At 30.3% G+C, this 21,630-nt stretch carries 18 protein-coding genes; 11 read left to right on the top strand and 7 right to left on the bottom strand.

Annotated elements, in window-relative coordinates; translation table 11 throughout:
- Positions 1 to 34: 34 nt before the first annotated feature.
- Positions 35 to 208 (top strand): hypothetical protein, encoded by a 174-nt coding sequence (locus P8H50_RS09025; protein ID WP_300208027.1) that lies wholly within the window; start codon positions 35 to 37, stop codon positions 206 to 208.
- A 117-nt stretch (positions 209 to 325) separates the two neighbouring features.
- On the opposite strand, the gene P8H50_RS09020 is transcribed toward P8H50_RS09025, so the two are convergent.
- The 3 genes from P8H50_RS09020 to prfB all read right to left on the bottom strand — a co-directional run bounded on the left by P8H50_RS09020 (position 326) and on the right by prfB (position 4,311).
- A complete protein-coding gene (locus P8H50_RS09020) occupies positions 326 to 2,734 on the bottom strand; it encodes an outer membrane beta-barrel family protein (protein ID WP_300208026.1) in 2,409 nt (802 codons plus the stop codon).
- Between the two features lie 107 nt (positions 2,735 to 2,841).
- A complete protein-coding gene (gene arsC / locus P8H50_RS09015; protein WP_300208025.1) occupies positions 2,842 to 3,186 on the bottom strand; it encodes an arsenate reductase (glutaredoxin) in 345 nt (114 codons plus the stop codon).
- Between the two features lie 14 nt (positions 3,187 to 3,200).
- A protein-coding gene (gene prfB, locus P8H50_RS09010; protein ID WP_300208023.1) for a peptide chain release factor 2 occupies positions 3,201 to 4,311 on the bottom strand; the annotation gives its coding sequence in 2 pieces (ribosomal slippage) (positions 3,201 to 4,247 and positions 4,249 to 4,311; 1,110 coding nt in all).
- 178 nt (positions 4,312 to 4,489) lie between these two features.
- On the opposite strand from prfB, the gene P8H50_RS09005 reads away from it, so the two are divergent.
- Positions 4,490 to 5,515 (top strand): GntG family PLP-dependent aldolase, encoded by a 1,026-nt coding sequence (locus P8H50_RS09005; protein WP_300208254.1) that lies wholly within the window; start codon positions 4,490 to 4,492, stop codon positions 5,513 to 5,515.
- 419 nt (positions 5,516 to 5,934) lie between these two features.
- Here P8H50_RS09005 and P8H50_RS09000 read toward each other — a convergent pair whose 3' ends face one another.
- Positions 5,935 to 6,258, bottom strand: coding sequence for a YbaB/EbfC family nucleoid-associated protein (locus tag P8H50_RS09000; protein ID WP_300208021.1), 324 nt, complete (start codon positions 6,256 to 6,258; stop codon positions 5,935 to 5,937).
- A 143-nt stretch (positions 6,259 to 6,401) separates the two neighbouring features.
- On the opposite strand from P8H50_RS09000, the gene P8H50_RS08995 reads away from it, so the two are divergent.
- The 3 genes from P8H50_RS08995 to P8H50_RS08985 all read left to right on the top strand — a co-directional run bounded on the left by P8H50_RS08995 (position 6,402) and on the right by P8H50_RS08985 (position 10,984).
- Entirely contained in the window at positions 6,402 to 8,471 is a 2,070-nt protein-coding gene (locus tag P8H50_RS08995) for a S9 family peptidase (protein WP_300208018.1), read from the top strand.
- Positions 8,472 to 8,543: 72 nt separating this feature from the next.
- A complete protein-coding gene (locus P8H50_RS08990) occupies positions 8,544 to 9,584 on the top strand; it encodes a pyridoxal-phosphate dependent enzyme (RefSeq protein ID WP_300208015.1) in 1,041 nt (346 codons plus the stop codon).
- Between the two features lie 140 nt (positions 9,585 to 9,724).
- On the top strand, positions 9,725 to 10,984 hold the full coding sequence (locus P8H50_RS08985) for an aminotransferase class I/II-fold pyridoxal phosphate-dependent enzyme (protein ID WP_300208013.1): 1,260 nt from the start codon (positions 9,725 to 9,727) through the stop codon (positions 10,982 to 10,984).
- 73 nt (positions 10,985 to 11,057) lie between these two features.
- Here the strand turns inward: P8H50_RS08985 and P8H50_RS08980 are convergent, their stop codons facing one another.
- A complete protein-coding gene (locus tag P8H50_RS08980) occupies positions 11,058 to 12,182 on the bottom strand; it encodes a GTP cyclohydrolase (RefSeq protein ID WP_300208011.1) in 1,125 nt (374 codons plus the stop codon).
- A gap of 5 nt (positions 12,183 to 12,187) precedes the next feature.
- Positions 12,188 to 13,216: a transporter gene (locus P8H50_RS08975; protein WP_300208010.1), complete on the bottom strand. Its 1,029-nt coding sequence runs from the start codon at positions 13,214 to 13,216 to the stop codon at positions 12,188 to 12,190.
- Between the two features lie 117 nt (positions 13,217 to 13,333).
- Here P8H50_RS08975 and P8H50_RS08970 point away from each other — a divergent pair, with 117 nt between their 5' ends.
- The 4 genes from P8H50_RS08970 to P8H50_RS08955 are packed head-to-tail and all read left to right on the top strand — an operon-like array spanning position 13,334 to position 18,880.
- Positions 13,334 to 13,588 carry a DUF4834 family protein gene (locus P8H50_RS08970; RefSeq protein WP_366900972.1) on the top strand — a complete coding sequence of 85 codons (255 nt, stop codon included), beginning with the start codon at positions 13,334 to 13,336 and terminating at the stop codon, positions 13,586 to 13,588.
- 30 nt (positions 13,589 to 13,618) lie between these two features.
- The gene (locus P8H50_RS08965; protein ID WP_300208008.1) at positions 13,619 to 16,087 is read left to right on the top strand and encodes a YfhO family protein; all 2,469 of its coding nucleotides are present in this window, start codon (positions 13,619 to 13,621) and stop codon (positions 16,085 to 16,087) included.
- A 31-nt stretch (positions 16,088 to 16,118) separates the two neighbouring features.
- The gene (locus P8H50_RS08960; RefSeq protein ID WP_300208006.1) at positions 16,119 to 17,405 is read left to right on the top strand and encodes a glycosyltransferase family 4 protein; all 1,287 of its coding nucleotides are present in this window, start codon (positions 16,119 to 16,121) and stop codon (positions 17,403 to 17,405) included.
- Between the two features lie 20 nt (positions 17,406 to 17,425).
- Positions 17,426 to 18,880 (top strand): polysaccharide biosynthesis C-terminal domain-containing protein, encoded by a 1,455-nt coding sequence (locus P8H50_RS08955; RefSeq protein WP_300208003.1) that lies wholly within the window; start codon positions 17,426 to 17,428, stop codon positions 18,878 to 18,880.
- 109 nt (positions 18,881 to 18,989) lie between these two features.
- On the opposite strand, the gene P8H50_RS08950 is transcribed toward P8H50_RS08955, so the two are convergent.
- Entirely contained in the window at positions 18,990 to 20,033 is a 1,044-nt protein-coding gene (locus P8H50_RS08950) for a hypothetical protein (RefSeq protein WP_300208000.1), read from the bottom strand.
- A 216-nt stretch (positions 20,034 to 20,249) separates the two neighbouring features.
- On the opposite strand from P8H50_RS08950, the gene P8H50_RS08945 reads away from it, so the two are divergent.
- Both P8H50_RS08945 and P8H50_RS08940 read left to right on the top strand, forming a co-directional pair.
- Positions 20,250 to 20,864 carry a DEAD/DEAH box helicase gene (locus P8H50_RS08945; RefSeq protein WP_300207997.1) on the top strand — a complete coding sequence of 205 codons (615 nt, stop codon included), beginning with the start codon at positions 20,250 to 20,252 and terminating at the stop codon, positions 20,862 to 20,864.
- A 118-nt stretch (positions 20,865 to 20,982) separates the two neighbouring features.
- Positions 20,983 to 21,594 carry a hypothetical protein gene (locus tag P8H50_RS08940; RefSeq protein ID WP_300207995.1) on the top strand — a complete coding sequence of 204 codons (612 nt, stop codon included), beginning with the start codon at positions 20,983 to 20,985 and terminating at the stop codon, positions 21,592 to 21,594.
- Positions 21,595 to 21,630: the final 36 nt, after the last annotated feature.

Raw genomic sequence — 21,630 nt, 5'->3', positions numbered from 1 at the left:
ATTTGTGCAATAATTAATAAAAGACACATCGATTATGTTCGAATTTGACCAATATTTAGGCTTTTTAGCATTCTTAACTATTTTAACCATAGGCTTTTGGTTAATGATATTTTTAATCACTTTTGTTGTTCCTTATTGGATTGGTGGAAGTTTATTAGAGCGTCTTAAAGAAATTAAAGAAGAGAAGAAAGCTAAGCGTGAAGCTTAATTAGCTATATTACTACATAAAAAAAGGGAAACTTAATATTAAGTTTCCCTTTTTTTTATAACTGTTTTTCGCAAGATTATGCTCTGTCAAATGATTACTGAACAGTGCCACATAAATCTATCCTTCAAAACCACCATCGTCTCCATAATCACCACGTTTTTCAACTTTCTTTTTCTGGTTAAATCTATAAGTAAATGCTAAGTTAAAACTACGTTCTCTCCATTGAAACTCACTTTCGGCATTAAAAGTTGGAGTAGTTGTGGTTTGTATTCTTTTTCTACTGTTAAATAAATCGTTTACATTAAAAGCAATAGATGCGTTTTCATTAAATAAGTCTTTACTAAATACCATAGTTGTAGAAAATATGCCTTTTCTTGTATTTTGGGCATCTGCACTTGGACCATTATAGTTTAAATTGGTTTGCCAATCTATGTTTCCTGGTAAGGTATATTTATTATTTATTCGTGCAAACCAGCTGTTATTTGTATTGTCTAAAGATAAACCGTTAGGTGTTGTTCCTTTTATTTCATTTTGAAAGAAATTAAAATTACCATTTATACGCCATTTTCTTGAAGGGTTATAGGTTAAAGTAAACTCAAAACCGTAACGGTCTTCTGTTGCATGATTAATAGGAGTTCGCTTAATAATTGGTAATTCTTCACCATTTACATTTGCTGTGTCTCCAGTATCGAAGCTAATAAAATTAAAACCATCTGTTGCATGAGAATAATAAGCAGACGAATTAAATGTAAATTTCCCAAAACGTTTTAAGTAACCTAAATCTATTTGTCCAGAATAACTTGGGTTTAAATCCGGATTTCCTTGAAAAAAGTTTGTTACACTATTACGAGAAGGAAACGGATTTAAAAAGAAACCTCGTGGTCTTCTTAAACGCCTAGCGTAACCTAAGGTTAAACTTTCTTTATCGCTAAATTCGTAATTTAAATTTATAGTTGGAAATAGACCTGTGAAATCTTTCTTGTTAAAATCTCCAGAAGTCGGTTGGTCTATAGTGATTCTTGTGTTTTCTACTCTTAATCCTAATAAAAATGAAAACTTATTAAATTTGCTACCATATTGAGCGTAGAAAGCATTGACGTATTGCTTAAAATTTAACACGTTTGTTAAGTCTAAATTTGTTTGAAAAAAACCAGTATCGTTATTTAGTTGCGCAACAGTAAAGTCTGTTGTTGTGGTGTCAAAATTACCTCTATAGCCAGCTTCAAATTGACTATTTTCTCCAATTGGTAATACATAGTCTGATTGCAAAAGAATCTGGCTTTGGTCTTCTAATGTAACTACATTCTCAACAGCAATATCGTTAACAGTAATTAAAGCATTCTGGTTTTCTTGATTGTCTTCATATTGAAAATCGAATTTAAAAACATGTCCACTTTCTTTAAAGTTTTTTTGAAAGTTTAACGCATATTGCATGGTTTTATCTTCTTCTGTTTCTGGTTCTAATCGTATAGTTGTAGAAAATAAATTTCTATTTGGATCAAATTGATTTAGAATGTTTGTATTTAAATCCTTGTCATTACTATCTCTGTATAGTATTGAACCTGTTAAAGAGGCAGAATCGTTAACATACCATTCAACACCAAAATTAGTGGTTAATCCTTTACGTTGCCTATCGTAAGTATTCGATTCATCTAAAAAATTCCCAGTAGAATTGTATTGTGTTAAAGAAGAAGAATTACCTGGAGATTCTCTATAGCTATAGCCAGAAGTATTAAAAATATTGAGATCTCCTGTTCTATAATTTATATTTCCATTTATTCCAGCTGAAGGATTATAACCAACGTTAGTTGTAATGGCTCCATTTAAGCCTTGAAGTTTACTTCGACGCAGGATTATATTTAAAATTCCACCTGTTCCTTCGGCATCGTATCTTGCTGATGGAGAAGTAATGACTTCAACTCTCTCAATTGATTCAGCAGGAAGTTGACGCAAAGCATCTGTAGAGTTTAAACCAACTAATCCAGAAGGTTTACCATTAATTAAAATACGAACGTTGTCGTTTCCACGAAGTGCTACATTACCTTCTACATCAACGGAAACAGATGGTACGTTGTCTAAAACATCGCTAACGGTTCCACCTCTTACAGTTAAATCTTTTCCAACATTATAGATTTTTTTATCGAGCTTAATTTCAACAGTTGTTTTTTCTGCAATAAGTTCTACTTCTTCAAGTGTTGTGGCACTTTCTATAAGATATATGTTTCCAAAATCTGTAGACTTATTTATTTCTCTAGCTTTAAGTGTTTGTGTTTTAAAGCTCATAAACTCAAAAGATACATTGTATGTACCAGCAACAACCTTAAAGTTAAAATCTCCTTTTTCGTTTGCGCTTCCACCAGAAACAATTTTACCATCTGTAGGATTAGAAATTACAACAGTAGCCCATTCTAATGGTATATTTGTGTCTTTTTCTAAAATTTTTCCAGAAACAGTCACCTGTTCTTGTCCTAAAGCTAAGCTTGTTAAAAAAAGAGATAGAATGGTACTAATAATTATTTTGTGCATGTCTTGAGTTTTGTTTTTTAGATTTCAAAAGTAGAATTTGGTTTAAAGTGTTTTGCTTAAATCTTTGTTAAATAAAAAAAGCCTTGTGAATTCACAAGGCTTAAAGTTTAAGATATTAGGTCTAAAATCCGTTCTGGAGGTCTGCCAATAACTGCATTGTTACCACTAACAACAATAGGTCGCTCAATTAACTTGGGATGTTCTAACATAGCATTTATAATGGAGTCGTTGGATATGTCTTTATTTTTGTAATTAGACTTCCAAATAGCTTCGTTTTTTCTCACCAAATCTATAGGTTCAATTCCTAATAATTTAATTAACGCTTTTAGTTCAGATTTTGTAGGTACATTTTCTAGATATTTAATCACCTTAAAATCTTTTCCTGATTTTTTTAGAATTTCTAGACCACTACGCGATTTACTGCAACGGTTGTTATGGTAAATTATAATCATAGAACTTTATTATTTTATAATTGATTAGAATCTGTTGTTTTTTGTCCCATCATCATTAAATAGGCTTTTAGAAAAGGAGTAATATCGCCATCCATAACAGCATCTACATTTCCAGTTTCATGAGCAGACCTAACATCTTTTACTAATTTATATGGATGCATGACGTAATTTCTAATTTGGCTTCCCCATTCAATTTTCATTTTTCCTGCTTCAATGTCTTCACGTTGAGCTAATTGTTTTTGCAATTCAATTTCGTAAAGCTGAGATTTAAGCATCTGTAATGCTCTAGATCTATTGTCGTGTTGCGAACGTGTTTCAGAACATTGTATTTGTATTCCAGAAGGCTTGTGTAATAGTTGTACTTTTGTTTCAACTTTATTTACATTTTGCCCACCAGCACCACTTGATCTTGCTGTTGTAATTTCTAAATCTGATGGATTGATTTCAATCTCTATAGTATCATCAACCAAAGGATAAACATAAACCGAAGCAAAACTGGTATGTCGTTTTGCATTACTATCGAAAGGAGAAATACGTACTAATCTATGCACTCCATTTTCACCTTTAAGCCAACCAAAAGCATAATCGCCTTCAATTTCTATGGTTACTGTTTTAATTCCAGCAACATCACCTTCTTGAAAGTTTAGTTCTTTTACTTTAAAGTTGTTTTTTTCGGCATACATTAAATACATACGCATAAGCATTTGTGCCCAATCACAGCTCTCTGTTCCACCAGCTCCAGCAGTAATTTGAAGCACAGCACTCAGGCTGTCACCTTCTTCAGATAACATGTTTTTAAATTCAAGATCTTCAATTAATGTTTCTGCTTTTTCAAAACGGTTTTCAACATCTTTTGCAGTGGCTTCATTTTCTTTAAAGAAATCATAAATAACTTCTAAATCTTCAATATAGGTAAATGCAGTATTATAGTCTTCTACCCATTTTTTTTTCACACGAAGTGATTTCATTATAATTTCTGCAGCTTTAGAATCGTTCCAAAAATCAGGAGAAAAAGTTTGTTCTTCTTCATTACTAATTTCTATAAGTTTGGCATCTATGTCAAAGATATTGCCTTAACTTAGTTAGGCGTTGTGAGAGATCTTTAATTTGATCTTGTGTTATCATTATATTTAAGTTTAAAACAAAAATAGAATTAATAGCAGCATTTGAAAATTATTCCTCATTTATTTTATAGTTTTATGCTAAAAATAAATACAAATGAAATGAGCCACATAATATATTTCTAATTAAAATGTTAATGGCAAATTCTATCTGACAATTATTTAAAATGAAAGACGAACAGATAAAAATTGATTTAAGGAGTGACACCTTTACTAAGCCGTCTCAAGGTATGCTTGAAGCTATTGTTAGTGCTAAAGTAGGAGACGATGTCTATAAGGAAGATGAAACTGTTAATGCTTTAGAAGCACGTGTAGCCAAGCTATTTGGTAAGTCTCATGCTTTGTTTTTTCCTAGTGGAACAATGGCTAACCAAACCGCAATAAAGTTACATACTAATCCTGGAGATCAAGTTATTTGCGATAAATATGCTCATATCTACAACTACGAAGGTGGAGGAGCCTCTTTTAATAGTGGTGTATCTTGTAAATTAATCGATGGCAATAGAGGTATGTTTACTGCAGAACAAGTTATAGAAGCTATTAATCCTCCAGATTTTTACCACAGTCCATTAACCACTTTAGTAGAAATAGAAAACACTACAAATAAAGGTGGAGGATCTTGTTGGGATTTTAACGAGCTACAAAAAATAAAGAATGTTTGTGAGACTAATAACCTAGGATTTCATTTAGATGGTGCACGTCTTTGGAATGCATTAGTAGCTAAAGATGAAAAACCTCAAGCTTATGGTGAAATTTTCGATACTATTTCTGTTTGTTTAAGTAAAGGATTAGGTTGTCCAATTGGTTCAGTATTAGTGGGTGACGAACATTTAATGAAAAATGCTATAAGAATTAGAAAAATTCTTGGAGGTGGTATGCGTCAAGTTGGATTTTTAGCTGCAGCAGGACTTTATGCATTAGATAATAATTTAATACTATTAAAGGAAGACCATAAAAAAGCTAAGGAAATAGGCTCTGTTTTAGAAAATTGTTCTTTTATAAAAAATGTAAAACCAGTTGAAACCAATATTGTTATTTTTAATTTAAATGATGACATTAATGGTGTTACTTTTATAAATGAACTAAAAAATAGAGGTATTTTTATAAGTGATATGGGACAAGGAAAATTAAGAATAGTAACGCATTTAGACTATAATTCTAGAATGCATGATGCTTTTTTAAGTTATTTACAGACTTTTAATTTTTAAAACTACTTTTTTGTAACTTAATGATTATCAATATTTAAAAGTATATTTTTGTTTTTAATCAGATATATTTGCACTTTGTCGAAATGCTCTTGAAATTTTAACATTTAAAGGTCTTTTTTTTCATTTAGATTTATTTTTGCATAGTATTAAATTATGGACTAAAAATTTAGTTTAAAATAATCTATAAATAACCATTAAAATTATTAAAAAATGAAAAAAGTATTACTAACAATCTTATCTTTTCTTGTTTTTCATCATTTAAGATTTAAAGGTTTGTAAAAATAATAAAACCTCTCTCTTATATTAAAGTGATAACTAGTTCACTTTTTGCTGACGTTATACAAGTATAGTATTTAAACCATAAAAGCCTCTAACAGTATTTTACTTTTAGAGGCTTTTATGTATTGTTTACAACTAATTTACTTAAACATATCCATACCAGGAATACTTGGCATTCCTTCTTTTGCAACTGCAGCTAATTCTGCATCATTAATTTGTGTGGCTTTTTCTATTGCTTTATTTAATGTTAATATTAAATAATCTTCTAATTGTTCTTTGTCTTGTAAAAGCGCATCATTTATAGTAATTGCTTTTAAAGTTCTATTTGCTGTTAAAGTAACTTTTAAAAGACCGTCGTTGCTTTGTTCGTCAACCAAAACAGAATTTAATCTTAATTTTGTTTCTTCTACTTTTTTTTGGGTTTCTTTAAGTTTACCCATCATTACTGATAAATCTCCAAACATAATCTTTGTTTTATATTAATATAAATACAAATTTATTAAATTGAATGGTTAATAACCAACATAATATCTATTCAAAAAACTGATACTTTTATTAGTATTAGTTTTATTTTTGTTTCACTATTTAAAAAATAATAAAATAGAATATGCTTAAAACATCAGTGTTAGTTAAACCTCCAATTGCAAAAAAAACACCCAAGTCTATAGAAAAACATAACGATGTTCGTTTAGATAATTATTTCTGGATGAATGATAGAGAAAATAAAGAAGTTATTGAGCATTTAAATGCTGAAAACGCATACACTAAGTCGGTTTTAAAACACACCGAAGCTTTTCAAAAAGACCTTTTTGAGGAAATGAAAGGTAGAATTAAAGAAGATGACAGTTCTGTTCCCTATAAATTAAATGGGTATTGGTATATAACTAAATTCCAAAAAGGTAAAGATTATCCTATTTACACCAGAAAAAAAGAAACTTTAGAAGCTCCCGAAAGTATTATTTTAGATTGTAATGAAATGGCTAAAGGTCACGCCTATTTTAAATTAGGAGGTATTTCTATTAGTCCAGACAATACAATGGCAAGTTTTGCAGTAGATACTGTAAGTAGAAGGCAATATACACTTCAAATTAAAAATTTGAAAACAGGAGAAATCTTTTCAGATAAAATAGAAAATACAACAGGAAGCTCTACTTGGGCAAATGATAATAAAACCCTGTTTTACGCTAAGAAAGATGCAGTAACCTTGCGTTCAGACAAAATTTATAAACATAAATTAAATACAGAAGCAACTTCAGATGTTTTAGTATATCATGAAACAGACGACACGTTTAATGCTTTTGTTTACAAAACAAAATCTAAAAAATATATCGTTATTGGTTGTTCTAGTACTCTAACTTCAGAATATAGAATATTAAACGCAGAGACTCCTGATAGCCATTTTAAAATATTTCAAGAAAGAACACGCGAGTTAGAATATTCAATTGCACATTATAACAATAGTTTTTACATTATTACAAACAAAGATGGTGCTATAAATTTTAAACTTCAAAAAACGTCAGAACACAATACACAAAAAGAAAACTGGAAAGATGTATTGCCTTACAGAAAAGACGTTTTATTAGAAGACATTGAAATTTTTGATAATTATCTTGTAATTAATGAACGTGAGAATGGACTTAACAAAATTAGAATTATGAGTTGGAATGGAGATGAAGATTATTATTTACCATTCGATAACGAAACCTATACTGCAACCTTAGGTAATAATCCAGATTTTAATAGTACCGAATTAAGATATAGTTACAACGCATTAACAACACCAAGCTCTGTTATAGACTATAATTTTATAACTAAAGTAAAAACTATAAAAAAAGAGCAAGAAGTTTTAGGTGGTAAATTTAATAAAGACAACTACGAATCTAAACGTGTTTGGGCAACAGCAAGAGATGGTATTAAAGTGCCCATTTCTATAGTCTATAAAAAAGGAATTACTTTAAATGGAAAAAATCCACTATTGCAATATGCTTATGGATCTTATGGCGCAACAATAGATCCTTATTTTTCCACAATACGTTTAAGTCTTCTCGATAGAGGTTTTGTATATGCAATTAGCCATATTAGAGGTGGAGAATATTTAGGTAGAGAATGGTACGAAAACGGAAAGTTATTAACAAAAATGAACACCTTTAGTGATTTTATAGATTGTTCAAAATATTTAATTGCACAAAAATATACATCTCCAGAGCATTTATATGCCATGGGAGGAAGTGCAGGAGGGTTGTTAATGGGAGTGATATTAAATCTTAATCCAGAACTATATAAAGGTGTTATAGCTGCTGTACCATTTGTAGATGTTGTTACAACAATGCTTGACAATACTATACCTTTAACAACAGGAGAATACGATGAATGGGGAAACCCAAACGAAAAAAAATATTACGATTATATGAAATCCTATTCACCATACGATAATGTAAAAGCAATAAACTACCCAAACTTACTAGTTACAACCGGTTTACATGATTCTCAAGTGCAGTATTTCGAGCCAGCAAAATGGGTTGCAAAACTTAGAGAACTAAAAACAGACACTAATAAATTATTATTTCATATCGATATGGAAGCAGGACATGGTGGTGCTTCTGGACGTTTTGAGAGTTTAAAGGAAGTAGCACTAGAATATGCTTTTTTGTTTGATTTAGAAGGAATTAATAGTTAAAAAAAAAATGCTTATTTTTGCGAGGTTTTAAGATACATTTAATTAAACAAAGTAACAGAACAAGTATTGTTTATGGCACATGAAAGACAAGTTTTTGATAACGTATTAGACCTAGTAGGTAATACACCAATGATAAAGCTAAAAAAAATGACTTCGGATTTTAAAGGTAACTTTTTAGCTAAAGTTGAATCTTTTAATCCAGGACATTCTTCTAAAGATAGAATTGCACTATATATTATTGAACAAGCTGAGAAGCAAGGAATCCTTAAACCAGGAGACACTATTATTGAAACAACTTCAGGTAATACAGGCTTTAGTCTTGCTATGGTTAGCGTTATTAAGGGTTATGATTGTATTTTAGCAGTGAGCTCTAAATCTTCGGCAGATAAAATAGATATGCTAAAAAATATGGGAGCCAAGGTTTATGTTTGTCCAGCAAATGTAAGTGCAGACGATCCTAGATCATATTACCAAGTAGCTAAGCGCTTACATGACGAAATGAAAGGTTCTGTATATATTAACCAATATTTCAACCAACTAAATATAGATGCTCATTACGCTTCTACAGGACCAGAAATATGGAACCAAACCGAAGGTAATATAACACATTTAGTAGCATGTAGTGGAACTGGAGGTACCATTTCAGGTATTTCAAAGTATTTAAAAGAACAAAATCCAAATATAAAAGTTATTGGAGTAGATGCTTTTGGTTCGGTACTAAAAAAATACCATGAAACGAGAGAGTTCGATGATAAAGAAATTTATCCTTACCGTATTGAAGGTTTAGGAAAAAATTTAATTCCAACAGCTACAGATTTTGATGCCATAGATAAGTTTGTAAAAGTTACAGACGAAGAAAGCGCACACACTGCTAGAGAGATTGCAACAACCGAAGGTTTGTTTGTAGGTTATACTTCTGGAGCAGCTATGCAAGCAGTAAAACAACTAGATGCTGAAGGTGAATTTAAAGCCTCAGATACTATAGTTGTTGTTTTTCCTGATCATGGTTCACGCTATATGAGTAAAATTTATAGCGATAAATGGATGAGCGAACAAGGTTTTTTCGATAGCAAAAACGCTGAAGCCGCACAAAGTATTCAATACATTAAATAAGATTATATTGCTAATTAATATTTAAGCTAATACTCATAAAAAAGTATTAGCTTTTTTTATGTTAATAATACAATGAAAAAATGTTATACAAAAAACTTAGAATTGCTTAATTTTGTATTCTCTAAACTAACAAATTACAAATGAAAGATTTATTTGCAAAAATATACAAGGATAAAGGTCCATTAGGAAAATGGGCTGAGCAGGCAGAAGGTTATTTTGTTTTTCCAAAACTAGAAGGACAAATATCAAACCGTATGAAGTTTCAAGGAAAGGACGTTATTACTTGGAGTATTAACGATTATTTAGGTTTAGCAAATCATCCAGAAGTTCGTAAAGTAGATGCAGAGGCAGCTGCAGAATATGGTTCTGCATATCCAATGGGAGCACGAATGATGTCTGGTCATACAGCATTACATGAAAAACTTCAAAATGAATTAGCAGCATTTGTAAGTAAGGAAGCCGCTTATTTATTAAATTTTGGATACCAAGGAATCATGTCTACAATAGATGCATTGGTAGCTAAAGACGATATAATAGTTTACGATGTAGATTCTCATGCCTGTATTATAGATGGTGTGCGTTTGCATATGGGAAAACGTTTTACTTACAAGCATAACGATATCGAAAGTCTAGAAAAAAATCTAGAACGTGCTACCAAAATGGCAGAAACAACTGGAGGAGGAATTCTAGTAGTCTCTGAGGGTGTTTTTGGCATGCGAGGAGAACAAGGACGATTAAAAGAAATAGTAGCGCTTAAACAGAAATTTAATTTTAGGTTGTTAGTAGATGATGCTCATGGCTTTGGAACCTTAGGAGCAACAGGAGCTGGAGCTGGAGAAGAGCAAGGTGTTCAAGATGACATAGATGTTTATTTTGCAACTTTTGCAAAATCTTTAGCGAGTACAGGTGCCTTTATTGCTGGAGACAAAGAGATCATGGATTATTTAAAATATAATCTGCGCTCGCAAATGTTTGCAAAGTCTTTACAAATGACTTTAACAGTAGGTGCTCTAAAGCGATTAGATATGTTACGTACAATGCCAGAGTTAAAGCAAAACTTATGGAAAATTGTTAATGCGCTACAATCTGGATTGAAAGAAAGAGGATTTGATATTGGTTCTACTACAAGTTGTGTAACACCAGTATATCTTAACGGAAGTATTCCTGAGGCTATGGCTCTAGTTAGAGATTTAAGAGAAAATTATGGTATTTTCTGCTCAATAGTAGTCTATCCAGTAATTCCTAAAGGATTAATATTATTACGTATGATTCCAACAGCAACACATACTTTACAAGATGTTGCTGAAACATTAGATGCTTTTGATGCCATTAGAACACGTTTAGAAAATGGTACTTATAAAAGAATGTCTGCTGCTTTAATGAAAGCAATGGGAGAATAAAACTTTATAATTGTAAATTAAAAAATCCGATTCAATTTTGAATCGGATTTTTTTTTTAAATTTTAGCTTATTTCTAATAACTAATGTTTTTTCTGTAGGTTTTTCTTCGTTTAATAACAACTGGAAAAAAATGTTTCCAAATTTTATGTATGGCATCGTTATCTTCTAATTCTGGTGTTCTATAACAATCTATAATACCTTTCTTTTTAAAAGTTTCATAATACTCATTAAAAATAACAGCGTGGACACCTTTGTTTTGGTAATCTGGATGTACACCTATTAAATAGAAAACAACATCTTTACTAGTTTTTTTAGCCTTTAGTAATTTTGCAAAACCAAAGGGAAACAATCTACCATTCATTTCCTGTAAAGCATGTGCGAACCTTGGCATTACAATAGCAAAAGCAACCATATTATCATTTTCATCGACTACAAATTTAATATACTCAGGATTTACAAAAGAGATGAATTTCTTTTTAAAATATTCTTTTTGAATATCTGTAATTTCAACAAAAGAAGACAGGGAAGCATAAGAAGCATTAAACAAATCAAACATTCTGTCTACATAAGGCATCACTTCAGATGTTTTTGTTAACTGCAAAGCAGTTAATTTGTAACGCCGTTTTATGAGTTCTTGAGCTTTATAGAAAAACTCTGGTTTAACGTTTTTAAAAGGAAATTTACTTTCTGAGTAGGATTTTTCTATCTTAAAACCTAAAGCTTCATAATGTTTAATATAATAGGCATGGTTATACCATGTTATCATATTACTTATCTGGTTGAAACCTTCTGTCATTACGCCAACCTTGTCTAGGTTCGAAAACCCTACTGGACCTTCTGTATATTCAAGATTATGTGCTTTACCAATCTTATCTACTTCGTCTAAAAGTGCTTTGGAAACTTCTAAATCATCTATAAAATCAAACCAACCAAAACGCATTTTAAGCAGATTTTGGTTTTTTACTTCAAGCCAGTTAATAATGGCAGCAACGCGTCCAACAAGTTTTTGGTCTTTGTAAGCAAGTAGTAACGTGGCTTCAGCATCGTTAAAAATAGGATTCTTATCTTTATTAAAAGTCTCCATTTCTTGACTAATAATAGGAGGCACCCAAAATTTTGAGTCCTTGTATAGAGAAAACGGAAACTTAACAAATGTTTTTAAGTCCTTTTTGGAGGTAACAATTTTAATTGTAATCATATGCATTATTCGTCATCAAAATCTATACTCTGAGTTTCTTTTTTGCGCTTTTTATCACCATCTGGTGCATCATCATCTTTATTTTTCTTGTTTTTCTTTTTACGTTTTTTATTTGCTTTACGTTCGGCTTCTTCTTCTGCAGATGTTCCATTATCCATTTCTGGATCTTTATGAAAATCTAAACGATAAGATACACCTAAATTTACACCAAATACAGAAGGCGTATCTTTTGTGTTAAACGTTAAAGCCGTGTCGAGCTGAAAATCTTTACTCCAAAGATAAGCACCACCAAATCTAAATAGATTATCGGCATAAAAATCGCTTTGTATACCTTGTGTTTCACCAAATAGAACCCATTGTTGATTAATGGCTTTTGTAACTGTAACTATATATTGAAAATCTGAAAAATCTGTACCTATTTTATCTTTAGAGAAATTCATTACCAAAACCCAACCACTAGAAAAGTTATTTTGTGTGGCAACCATTACTTTTGGACTAAAACCTTCAACTCCAGGAGCAGTGTATGGATTGTCTTTAGTATCAAAATTTGCACCAACATAAACAGCAACAGCAGGAATTAAACTACTCCATTTAAAACGCTTGTTGGCGTGATAACTATAAATATTTGGTTTTTCTTCTTCAGCATTTTTATATGGATCGTAAACAAGATATTTTGCGCCTACGGTTAGGTTTTTAAAATTTGAACGCTTAAATTCTGTTGGTATTAAAGATCTAAAATCTGTTTGTGTATCATTTTGATAAGTACCTTCTATATTTATTTCTAACTGAGGTAACAGTAGTCCATAACGTGCTGCAAAATCGACACCAAAACCAGAAACATCATATTTTAAAGGTGTATGCTCTTCTTTTACAGTAAATGGTCCTGCTTCAAATTGTACAACATTAGTACCTACAGAAAAGGCAGATCTTGAAACACCAGGACGATTAGAGTTTATAACTTCTGTATATTGAGCTTGTGCTGTTAAACTAGCAATAAATAAGATTATTGTTAAATAAGTTTTATTTAGGAACATAAGTTTTAGGTTTAGGTTCAAATATAGAGATTTTATATTTTTTTTAAGGATTTTAATCTGAAATTACTCTACAAGATTTGTATTTTTGTTTTCTAATATTACTGTTTATATTTTATTTTGAGAGTTCTACTAATAATCTTATTAATTTATCTTGGTGTAAAAATTATCTCAAGATATTTTGGACCATTAATCCTTAAATACTTCACCAAAAAGGCTGCAGAACGTTTTGGTAGCCAGTTTAGAGATTTTGGTAACCAAAACAAGCAACAACCACCAAAAAAAGCAGGCGAAATAACAATAGATAAAATGCCTGAAAATAAAACTTCAAACAAAACGGTTGGTGAATATGTAGATTACGAAGAAATTGATTAATTTTCGGTTTTAAGAATCATATCATTATTTATGCAATCAACTTTTAAAAAAATCCTTCCACATTTAGTTGTGCTCGTAGGTTTTATAATACTCTCATTAGCATACTTTAGTCCTGTATTACAAGGTAAACAAATATTACAAAGCGATATTTTGCAATACAAAGGTATGGCTAAGCAACAACAGGATTTTAAAGCAAAAACTGGTGAAGAAGCCTACTGGACAAACAGTGCTTTTGGAGGTATGCCAACCTACCAACTTGGAGCTAGGTATCCACACACCTATATTAAAAACTTAGATTTAAGTTTACGCTTTTTACCACGTCCTGCAGATTATTTGTTCTTATATTTTGTTAGTTTATATATTTTATTACTCAGTTTAAAAGTAGAATATAAATTAGCTATTATTGGTGCTTTAGCTTTTGGGTTCTCTACTTATTTAATAATTATTTTAGGTGTTGGGCATAATAGTAAAGCTCATGCTATTGCCTATATGCCTTTAGTTTTAAGTGGTATTGTGTTAACCTTTAGGCGAAAATATATTGTTGGTTTTGTTTTAACCACAGTTGCAATGGGATTAGAGATTGTAGCAAACCATTTTCAAATGACATATTATTTGTTGATTTTGGTTATTGTTCTAGGAACTGTATATTTAATAGATGCCTGTAAAAAGAAATTATTAACACACTTTTTTAGGTCTACAGGAATACTATTAGCTGCTGTGATACTTGCAATTGGTTTAAATGCAACTAACATATTGGCAACTCAAGAATATGCTAAAGAAAGTACGCGTAGTAAAACAGAGTTAACCATTAAGCCAGATGGATCACCAAGAAAAGAAATTAGTTCTGGTTTAGCTAAAGAAAGAATCACAGAGTATAGCTATGGTTACTTAGAGACATTTAACTTGTTTATTCCTAGGTTTTTAGGAGGAGGAATGTATGAGGATTTAGGAAAGAATTCTGCTTTTTATAAATTTTACAGAAGTAGAAATGTTCCTCCTTACCAAGCATCAGAAGCAGCAAAAGTTATACCTACATATTGGGGAAATCAACCCATAGTAGAAGCTCCTGCTTATATTGGAGCAGTATCTTTGTTTTTATTTATTTTCGCCTTGTTTTTAGTAAAAGGCAGACTAAAATGGTGGATAGTAGCAGCTTCAATTTTAGCTTTATTACTATCGTATGGAAAAAACCTTAGTATATTAACAGATTTCTTTATCAATTTTGTGCCATTGTACAATAAGTTTAGAGCAGTAACGTCTATACAAATAATTATAGAACTATGTGTACCAGTTTTGGGAGTTTTTGGATTGGTAAGATTATTTAATGACTATGAAAAAGATGAAAATAAACTAAAAGCTTTAAAATTTACAACACTTATTACAGCTGGTTTATGTTCACTATTCTTGATTTTTAAATATACAGGAATTCTTTTAGATTTTGAAGGTATTAGAGACGCAAGTTGGGCAGAAGTTAGAGGACAAGATTTTGTAGATGCAATTGTTGCAGATAGAAAAGCAATTTTTAGAAATGATACGCTAAGAACCATGTTACTAGTTCTAATTTCCTCAGGAACAATCTACTTGTTTTTAAAGCAAAAACTTTCTAAAAATAAAGTAATTATAGCTTTTGCTATATTAATTATTTTTGATTTAGTTGGTGTAGATAGACGCTATGTAAATTCAGATAATTTTGTAACCAGTAAAGAAGTACAAAGACCCTTTAAACCTAATAATGCCGATAAATTAATTTTAAACGATCCAGATCATTTTAGAGTTTACGATGTAAGTTCAGGAGGAGGAAGAGCCATTTCTCAAAAAGTAGATGATATGACTAATGGTGGTAATTCTGCTCCATATTTTCATAATACAATTAATGGTTATCATGCAGCAAAACCAAAACGTTTTGATGAACTTTCAGATTTTTACGATTTTACAAGCAACATAGAAATTCTTAATATGCTTAATGTTAAGTATATTATTAGTGAAGACGACACTAACCAACCTTATCCTTACTTAAATTCTGATGCTAACGGAAATGCATGGTTTATAAAAAAACTAAAAGCAGTTAATACTGCAGATGAAGAAATTATTGCGCTATTTGATTTAAAAACTAAAACAGAAGCAGTAATTAATACTATTGAACTTAAAGAACAAAATAAAAAGTTTCTAGTAGATTCTTTAGCTACTATAAAGGTTATAGAATACCAACCTAATTATATAAAATACGAAGCTAACAATACCAACGATGGCTATGCTGTGTTTTCTGAAATGTATTATATAAACGGTTGGAATGCCTACATTAATAACGAAAAAATCGCATATAACCGTGTAAATTACCTTTTACGTGGTATGGAAATTCCTAAAGGGAAGCATAATATTGAATTTAAGTTTGAGCCACAAGTTGTTAAAACAGGTACAACTATAACTTTAACAAGTTCAATTCTATTAATGCTTATTGTTTTTGGAGGTTTATTTTTTCATTTTAGAAAGAAAAAATAAAAGCTTTTACTAATAGCATATAATTATTTTCATGCAGAAAAAAAAAGTCTTAATAGTTTTGTATTATTGGCCACCAGCAGGAGGACCAGGCGTGCAACGTTGGCTAAAATTTGTAAAATATTTACCTCAATTTAATATAGAACCTATTGTTTATTGTCCATCAAACCCAGTTTATCCTCAAATAGATAACAGTTTATTAGACGAAATACCTAAAGGTATTACTATACTTAAACAGCCTATTAGTGAGCCTTATAAAATTGCAAATGTATTTTCTAAAAGCACAAAAACGATTAGTAAAGGTATATTTCCAGATAAAAATAAACAAAGTATTATTCAAAAAGCAATGCTTTTTGTTCGTGGTAATTTCTTTATACCAGATGCAAGAAAAAATTGGGTAAAACCTTCTGTTCGTTATCTTTCAACCTATATTTCAGACTATAATATAGATACTGTTATCACCTCAGGACCACCACACAGTTTACACCTTATTGGCTTTAAATTAAAAAAGAATATAGATATTAGATGGATCGCAGATTTTCGTGATCCGTGGACAACTATTGGTTACCACAAACAATTAAAATTAACAAAAATTGCTAAAAAAAGACATAAGAGACTTGAAAGTGAAGTTCTAAATAACGCAGATACTATTATTGTAACGAGTAATGTCACTAAAACTGAGTTTAAACAGTTAACAACAAAGCCTATTGAAGTTATTACTAATGGTTACGATATAGAACAAGTTAAAGCTAAAACTTTAGATTCTAAATTTACATTAGCTCATATTGGTTCATTTTTATCTAAACGTAATCCCTTAATTTTATGGCAATCTCTTCAAGAATTAATAAATGAAAACGACGAATTTGCTCAATACTTTAAGCTTAATTTGGTAGGATTAGTAGGTGAAGAAATTTTAAGTACTATTGAAAAGTATAATTTAACTAAATACTTGAACAATGTTGGTTATGTATCACACAATGAGTCTGTTAAGTATCAAAAAAAAGCACAGGTTTTATTGTTAATTGAAATAGATTCTCAAGATACAAAAGCCATAATTCCTGGAAAACTATTTGAATATATGGTCTCAAACAGACCTATTATTGCTATTGGTCCTTCGGGATCAGATGTTGAGACTATTATTAAACAAACCAATACAGGAGATTATTTTTATTATAATGCTAAAACAGCATTAAAAGCAAAAATATTAAGTCATTTTCAAGCTTTTAAATTTGGAAATTTAGAGGCCAAACCTATTGGAGTAAGCCAATATAGTAGAGTGCATTTAACACAAAAACTATCTAAAATACTTTTAGAGTTTTAAAGTCAAGGCGTTTTAAATTTATGGGAATTGTAATAAAACAATCTATTCAAAATACTATCACAACCTTTATTGGTTTTGCAATAGGTGCAATAAACACACTTTTTCTATACACTAATTTTTTAACAGACGCGTATTACGGTTTAGTAGGTTTCTTGCTCTCTACAGCCAATGTAATGATGCCATTTTTTATGTTTGGTGTAAGTAATACTTTAGTTAAGTTTTATACCTCTTATAAAACTAAAAATCAGCAAAATAGCTTTTTAACATTAATGTTGTTTTTACCTTTAATAGCTATAATACCTATAGGTTTAATTGGCATTTTTGGTTATGAAACTATCAGTAACTGGTTATCTACTGAAAATACGATTATTAAAGATTATACATATTTGATTTATATTATAGCTGTTGCAATGGCTTATTTTGAGGTGTTTTTTGCTTGGAGTAAAATACATTACAAAAGTGTTTTTGGTAACATCATGAAAGAAGTGTTTCATCGTTTTTGTATTTTGATTCTACTGTTCGCTTTGTATTATCAACTTTTAAATGTAGAACAATTTATTATTGCAATTGCAATAGTTTATGTGTTAAGAATGCTGATAATGAAGCTTTATGCTTTTAGTTTAAGATTTCCCAAATTAGATTTTAAATTTAATTTTGAGGTGTTTTCAGTTTTAAAGTATAGTGTATTAATAATTATAGCAGGTTCTGTTGCTATGTTTATGTTAGATCTAGACAAATTTATGCTAGGTAAACTTATAGAGATAGAAAATATTGCCTATTATAATGTTGCTGTATATATTGCTATTGTAATTGCTGTTCCAGCTAGAGCTATGCATCAAATTACGTATCCTTTAACAGCAAAATTTTTAAACGAACACGATAATGTATCGCTTTCAGTATTATATAAAAAATCTTCGTTGAATTTAGTAATAGTAAGTGGTTTGCTATTTGTTTTAATTGTAGTAAATATTAACCAGTTATATGCTTTAATGCAAGTTGAATATAGTCAAGCGTTGTTTGTTGTTATTATTATTTCAGTTGTTAAATTAATAGACAGTTTGCTAGGTATCAATAATTCAATCATTTTTAATTCTAATTATTATAGAATCATTCTTTTATTTGGTGTTTTAATCATTTTTGTTGATGTAATGCTTAATTATATTTTAATTCCAATTTACGATATTAATGGAGCAGCAATTGCTTCATTTATTGCCTTGTTTTTATATGGAAGTTTAAAAATTTGGTATGTAAACAAGCAATTTAAAATGCATCCATTTTCTAAATCTACTTTATATGTATTGTCTTTAATAACGATACTTTCATTTAGTTTTTACTTTTGGGAATTTAATTGGCATCCCATACTAAATATGGCAATAAAATCTATAATTGTTGTGGTTATCTATGGTGTTGTGGTGTATCGTTTTAATTTTTCCAAAGACGTAAACGCTATTCTTAACAAGTATCTAAAACGATAATGTTATTTAAAAGGCTTGGATTCTGAGATAAGTTAACCTCCAAAAATAAATCCTGTACTTGCTTTTTAAAGACAAGTTACAGGATTTATTAATTAACCACTTAATTTATTTATCTACGACTAGATCTGTTTGATGTAGATTTGCGTTTTGTAGAGTTTGAAACTGGTCTAGATGCTCTAGATTGAGTAGTTCTACTTTTAGTTATCACGCGTTTATTTGTTTTTGGTGTACTTTGTTTTATCGTTCTTTTTGTTTGAGTCCTTGTCCTTGTTGGAGTAGAAGTATTTGATCTTGTTCTAGGTGCAGAAACAGTAGTATTACTTCTTGTTCTTGGTGTAGAAGCAGTTCTATTAGTTCTCGTTCTAGGTGTTGAAACGTTGTTTCCTCTTGTTCTTGGAGTAGAAGTAGTTGCATCGCTACGTGTTCTAGTTGTAGTTGCAACGCGAGTTCTTCCTTCTGTTCTAGAAGCATAACTTCTATTTCTTGTAATGGTGTTTCCTCTTCTGCTAGCAACAGCAGTTGTACGTCTAAAGTTATTTGTATAAGGTCTATCGTATCTATAACGAATTGGAGTGTAATGTCTTCTATAAGGTCTATTAAAAACAACACAGTAGTTAACTGGTGGTAAAATATAAAATCTGTGCCAAGGTCTAAACACGTAGGCTCTGTTGTAGATGTTTATATAACCTGTACAATAATCGAAAACATTAAACCTATTGTAGTGAACAAACAAGCCACCAACTCTGTTAATATAACCTCTATTATTGTAGTTAATGTTTACATTTCCGGCTTGACTTATTCTACCATAATAATCGTAAAAAATTGGTGTGTTTTCAATTTGAATTATGGCACCAAACTCATCATATTGTACATAAGCACCATAATCATAACCAGAGTTAAAACTAATATTTCCATTTGGAGATCCAATCGATACATTTACATTAGGTCCATAATTAGGCATGTAAAAATCGAATTGACCGTCTGCATAAATCGAAAACTCAATGCCTTGCTCGTTAAAAATAAAAGATTTACCATAACCTCTGTAAGAGTTTGCAGTATTGGTTTCTATATGGTTTAGGGTGTTAGTGTCGTCTGCATTAACAGTAAAACTCGTAAAGAGTAATGCTGAGAATAAATAGATTAAATGTTTCATAGTGTTTATATTTATTGTTTAATAAAGGTCACATGCTGTTCGTTATTTGTCAATCTTTTAGCTATAAAATTTTAGCATGTTCATTTTATAATATTCGTTTTTTAAGATTGAACAATTAAATAAATACAAGCATCATGCCAAAACTAAAACGATGTAGTTTTGTAAACCGAAGAAATACACGTAGTTTCGCGTTATACTTAAAGTAAGCAAGCTCATATGTCTTTTAAAAAACTCAATCCACAAATTTTAGAAGCTTTAGAAACTAATAATTTTGAAGCACCAACACCATTACAAAAAAAAGCATTGCCAATTATAAAGGGAGGAGCTAATTTGTTTTGTATTGGTAGTAAAGGCTCAGGAAAAACCACAGCTATAATAATTAGTGTGATGCAGAAATTAAAGTGTAAACCTGAAGGTGATGCGCCTAGAGCTTTAATTTTGGTAGAAACAAAAGCCGATGCTCTAAACCTAAAGGAAGCATTTGAGAAATTTATAAAGCCAAGAACGATTAGGATATATACTGCCTACGATGAACAAACACTAGACCAACAACGTGAAGAAATTTATTACGGACAAGATATATTAATAGCAACACCAAAACGCTTAAACAAGTTGTATTTAATGAATAGTTTAGACTTAAGCCAATTAAAATTATACATTTTAGAAGATGCAGAATTTGCAGAAAAAGGATTATACTTTGCTGCTATTAATCGTATTCCAGAGAGTATAAATAAATGCCAATACCTTGTTTTTGCTGAAACATTAAGTGCAAGATTAAAACGTTTTGAAGATACTTTTATGTATCGTGCGCAAACTATTAAAGTAAAATAAAATTCTTAAAATTTTCTTTTTAGCATTCAATTCCTTAAAATTGTAAACGAAGTTAATCAAATGGAGTTGGACTCTGTTGCTAAGCAGGAGCTGAAAAAACACTTTTAAAGACTCTAAATTGCTTGCAGGAAGTGCAAATAAAAGCTTAGACTCTATTATAAATAACACAGAAAACAATAAGAATTTATCTTTCGATTTTAATACAAAAGCAATTGATTCTTTGTTGCTAATTCAAGCTCCTATAGAGGAAGTGTATAAAGCCATGGGAATGAATGCGGATGCTGGTTGGTTTTCAAAGGTTTGGTATTCCCAAATTTTAAAATTTTACAAAGAACAAGATTTAGGAACGGTTTTAAAATCTATGTTGGATGCAACACCAATTGCATTGTTTGTATTATTACCAATTTTTGCTTTATTACTAAAAGTGTTCTATTGGAGAAAAGGTCGCTATGCCTATCATTTAGTATTTACATTTTATTTTTTCGCATTTTTATTTATAGTTTTTAATGCACTACTAATTGCAGATTTTATAATAGATGTTCCAGGTTGGATAGATTTTTTAATAATTCTATCTACATTTATTTATCTCTACATTGCTTTAAAACGTTTTTATGAACAAGGCTGGTTTTTGAGTTTAATAAAAAGCGGAATAATAACGTTTGTATTTCTATCTATGGTTTTGCCTATAGCTTTAATTGCACTAGGAATGATATCTTTTATGTTTTACTAAAACTGAATTTTAAAAAATAATAAATATTGGCGATAA

Source organism: Lacinutrix sp., from assembly GCF_029238095.1.
In the GTDB taxonomy this organism is placed as follows: Bacteria; Bacteroidota; Bacteroidia; order Flavobacteriales; family Flavobacteriaceae; genus Lacinutrix.
Note: the sequence above shows the minus strand (reverse complement) of the source record. Positions and strands in the feature narration are given on the sequence as shown.